We start from the raw sequence: 3,918 nt of genomic DNA on the forward strand, positions 1-3,918 counted from the left end.
ATGCGATCGTCGGCAGCGTCAGATGTGTATAAGAGACAGCGCCCACCCCGGAGCCGCCCCACCAGCCGAACAGCTTCTGCAACCCGTGGGCGGCCAGCACGACTCCGAGGCCGACCCGCAGTATCAGCAAACCCAGATGCTGGGTGCCGCGCCGACCGACGTCGTGCAGCCGGTCGTGGTGTTCGTCCCCGTCGATGTCGGCGGGCTCGGCGGCAGCGTGCCGGGCGGACTGCGGCTGGACGTAGGGCAGGGGTTCCTGCTGGTCGAGCACGTTGTAACCCGTCGCCTTGGGACCGCCCACGACGGCGTGGTCGCCCATGTAGGGGATGACGGTGGTGGTTCCGGTGGAGGGGTTGAAGTCCCCGGGGTAGCCGACGGGCGTCAAATCATCTTCGGGGTCAACCACACGCGCCGTCGCGGGGCGTCCCGGTGTTGGCTCCGGGGATTCGCCGGGCCGCTGCCAATGTCCGTCATTCGGTTGACTGGTCACGCGTGACAGGGTAAGGGCATTTGTCGCTGAATTGGGGATTTGAGCGGCGCTTTCGCCAGGCAATCGGTGGTTTGCCCGCCAAAGCGGCGCGGATTGGGCCGAAATTAGCCCGCTCGCGGCTCCAGCGGGTGCCAGACGGCACATTTCGGGCCCCGGAGGCGGCCGTTGGCCGGCGCCAAAAGTGGTGTGATCGTGTGGCGCCGGGCGGGCAGGCCCATGCGTGTGGCGGCGGCGGGCGCACTATCCGTAGCCTGTCGGTCATGCGACTACGGCGCTCGGTTCGGTGCGGGTTTGCCGCGCTTTGCGCGGTGGTGCTGGTCGCGAGCGGCTGCGCGCGGTTCAACGACGCCCAGTCGCAGCCTTTCACCACCAACCCGGAACTCAAGCCGCAACCCAGCTCGACGCCTCCCCCACCGCCGCCGCTGCCGCCCACGCCATTCCCCAAGGCGTGCCCGGCTCCCGGCGTGATGCAGGGCTGCCTGGAGAGCACCAGCGGACTGATCATGGGGCCCGACAGCAAAACCGCGCTGGTCGCCGAGCGCACCACCGGCGCCGTCAAGGAGATCTCGGTCAGCGCCGAGCCGAAGGTGAAGATGGTCATCCCGGTCGACCCGTCCGGCGACGGCGGCTTGATGGACATCGTGCTGTCCCCGACCTATGCGCAAGACCGGCTGATGTACGCCTACATCAGCACGCCCACGGACAATCGGGTGATCCGGGTGGCCGATGGCGACATCCCCAAGGACATCCTCACCGGAATCCCCAAGGGGGCCACCGGCAATACCGGAGCGCTGATCTTCACCAGCCCCACCACGTTGGTGGTGCTGACGGGCGACGCGGGTAACCCCGCCGCCGCATCTGACCCCAAATCGCTGGCGGGCAAGGTCCTTCGCATCGAGCAGCCGACCACCATCGGTCAGGCGCCGCCCACGACGGCGCTGTCGGGCGTCGGCTCCGGTGGCGGCCTGTGCGTCGACCCAGTGGACGGCTCGTTGTACGTGGCCGACCGCACGCCGACGGCGGATCGGTTGCAGCGCATCACCAAGGCTTCCGAGGTCTCCACGGTGTGGACGTGGCCGGACAAACCCGGCGTGGCCGGCTGCGCGGCGATGGACGGGACCGTGCTGGTCAACCTGATCAACACCAAACTGACGGTGGCCGTGCGGCTGGCACCGGCGACGGGTGCGGTCACCGGGGAACCCGACGTGGTGCGCAAGGACACCCATGCCCACGCGTGGGCGCTGCGGATGTCACCGGACGGAAACGTCTGGGGCGCAACGGTCAACAAGACCGCCGGGGATGCCGAGAAGCTCGACGACGTGGTGTTCCCGTTGTTCCCGCAGGGCGGCGGATTCCCCCGCAACAACGACGACAAGACCTAGCGGACGCTGGAGAGCTCTCGTCAGCTCTGCCCGCAGGCGGCCAGCACCAGTTCGCGCACCCGGGCCGCGTCGGCCTGCCCCCGCGTGGCCTTCATCACCGCCCCGACGATCGCGCCCGCCGCCGCCACCTTGCCGCCGCGGATCTTCTCCGCCACATCGGGATTGGCGGCCAGCGCCTCGTCGACCGCGGCCTGGGTCACCGAATCGTCGCGCACCAGCTCGAGGCCGCGGGATGTCATCACCTGCTCGGGTTCGCCTTCGCCGGCCAAGACCCCCTCCACGACCTGGCGGGCCAGCTTGTTGGACAGCTTGCCCTCGTCGACGAGCGCGATCACCGCGGCGACCTGGGCTGGGGTGATGGCCAGTTCGTCCAGGCCGATGTTCGCTTCGTTGGCCTTCTGCACCAGGAAGTTTCCCCACCAGGCGCGCGCCTGCTCGCCGGCCGCGCCGTGCTTGACGGTCTCGATGACCAGTTCCACGGCGCCGGCGTTGACCAGATCGCGCATCACCTCGTCGGAAACGCCCCACTCCTGCTGAATCCTATTGCGGGTCAGCCACGGAAGCTCTGGGATCGTCTGGCGCAGCTGCTCGACCAACTCGCGGCTGGGCGCAACCGGTTCCAGGTCGGGCTCGGGGAAATAGCGGTAGTCCTGGGCCGTCTCCTTGGCACGGCCCGGGCTGGTGTACCCCGCCTCGTGAAAGTGCCTGGTCTCCTGGATGATCTGGCCGCCGGATGCGAGGACGGCGGCCTGCCGTTGCATCTCGTAACGCACCGCCACCTCAACGCTTTTCAGCGAGTTGACGTTCTTGGTCTCGGTGCGTGTGCCGAACTCGGTAGTTCCGGTCGGCATCAGCGACACGTTGGAATCGCAACGCATCGAACCCTGGTCCATCCGAACATCGGATACGTCCAAGGCGCGCAACAGGTCTCGCAACGCCGTGACATAGGCGCGGGCGATCTGCGGCGCCCGGGCGCCGGCACCGACGATGGGCTTGGTCACGATCTCGATCAGCGGCACGCCGGCGCGGTTGTAGTCGAGCAGCGACGTGGTGGCGCCGTGGATCCGGCCAGTCTCACTACCCAGGTGGGTCAGCTTGCCGGTGTCTTCCTCCATGTGCGCGCGCTCGATCTCGACCCGCCAGGTGGTGCCGTCGTCCAACGGCGCTTCGAGGTATCCGTTGATGGCGATCGGCTCGTCGTACTGGGAGATCTGGTAGTTCTTCGGCATGTCCGGGTAGAAGTAGTTCTTCCGGGCGAAGCGGCACCATGGCACGATCTCGCAGTTCAGCGCCAGCCCGATCCGGATGGCCGATTCCACTGCCGTGCGGTTGAGCACCGGCAGCGATCCGGGCAGGCCGAGGCATACGGGGCACACCTGGGTGTTGGGTTCGGCGCCGAAGGCGGTGGAGCAGCCGCAGAACATCTTGGTGACGGTCGACAGCTCGACGTGCACCTCGAGGCCGAGTACCGGGTCGAAGCGCGCGATGACGTCGTCGTAGTCCATGAGATCGGCGCTGGCAGCAACACTCATGCCGTCGATCGTAGTGGTGACCGCGAGCGCGGCGGAGCCGGGCGAAGCGGGTCACCACCATCACGCGTAGTGGTGACCGCGAGCGCGGCGGAGCCGGGCGAAGCGGGTCACCACCATCACGCGTAGTGGTGACCGCGAGCGCGGCGGAGCCGGGCGAAGCGGGTCACCACCATCACGCGTAGTGGGGACCGCGAGCGCGGCGGAGCCGGGCGAAGCGGGTCACCACCATCAGGCGTAGTGGTGGCCGCGTAGAAGGCGGACTCAGGAGCTATGAGGGCCAGTGCGGCGAGCGCGGCACCGGGAATCGGTTGCGCTCCCCACCTCTGCCGGGAAACATGTCGGCCAGCACGGCGGCCATCTCGAGGTAACTGCGCCGACTCTCCTTGCTCAGCCGATCCAGCTCGATCTGCTTGCCCTCGTGTATGTGGCGATCGAACGGCAGCACCACCGTCGCGGCGACGCGTGCGGACAATCGCTCGAGTTCCTTGGCGGCCAGCAGCTCTACCCTGGCCGG

At 68.1% G+C, this 3,918-nt stretch carries 3 protein-coding genes and 1 pseudogene; 1 reads left to right on the forward strand and 3 read right to left on the reverse strand.

Going from position 1 to position 3,918, the window contains the following annotated elements; genetic code table 11:
- The coding region (locus A5781_RS03970) for a DoxX family protein (protein ID WP_156624363.1) at positions 1-490 on the reverse strand (490 nt) is incomplete at its 3' end.
- A gap of 260 nt (positions 491-750) precedes the next feature.
- Between A5781_RS03970 and A5781_RS03975 the strand changes: the two genes are divergently transcribed.
- Positions 751-1,872, forward strand: coding sequence for a sorbosone dehydrogenase family protein (locus A5781_RS03975; RefSeq protein ID WP_067201535.1), 1,122 nt, complete (start codon positions 751-753; stop codon positions 1,870-1,872).
- A 20-nt stretch (positions 1,873-1,892) separates the two neighbouring features.
- On the opposite strand, the gene gatB is transcribed toward A5781_RS03975, so the two are convergent.
- Both gatB and A5781_RS03985 read right to left on the reverse strand, forming a co-directional pair.
- Positions 1,893-3,404 carry an Asp-tRNA(Asn)/Glu-tRNA(Gln) amidotransferase subunit GatB gene (gatB, locus tag A5781_RS03980; protein ID WP_067201539.1) on the reverse strand — a complete coding sequence of 504 codons (1,512 nt, stop codon included), beginning with the start codon at positions 3,402-3,404 and terminating at the stop codon, positions 1,893-1,895.
- A gap of 268 nt (positions 3,405-3,672) precedes the next feature.
- Positions 3,673-3,918, reverse strand: a pseudogene (locus A5781_RS03985) (MinD/ParA family protein); the annotation flags it as partial.

This window comes from Mycobacterium sp. 852002-30065_SCH5024008 (assembly GCF_001665645.1).
Classification (GTDB): domain Bacteria; phylum Actinomycetota; class Actinomycetes; order Mycobacteriales; family Mycobacteriaceae; genus Mycobacterium; species Mycobacterium paraffinicum.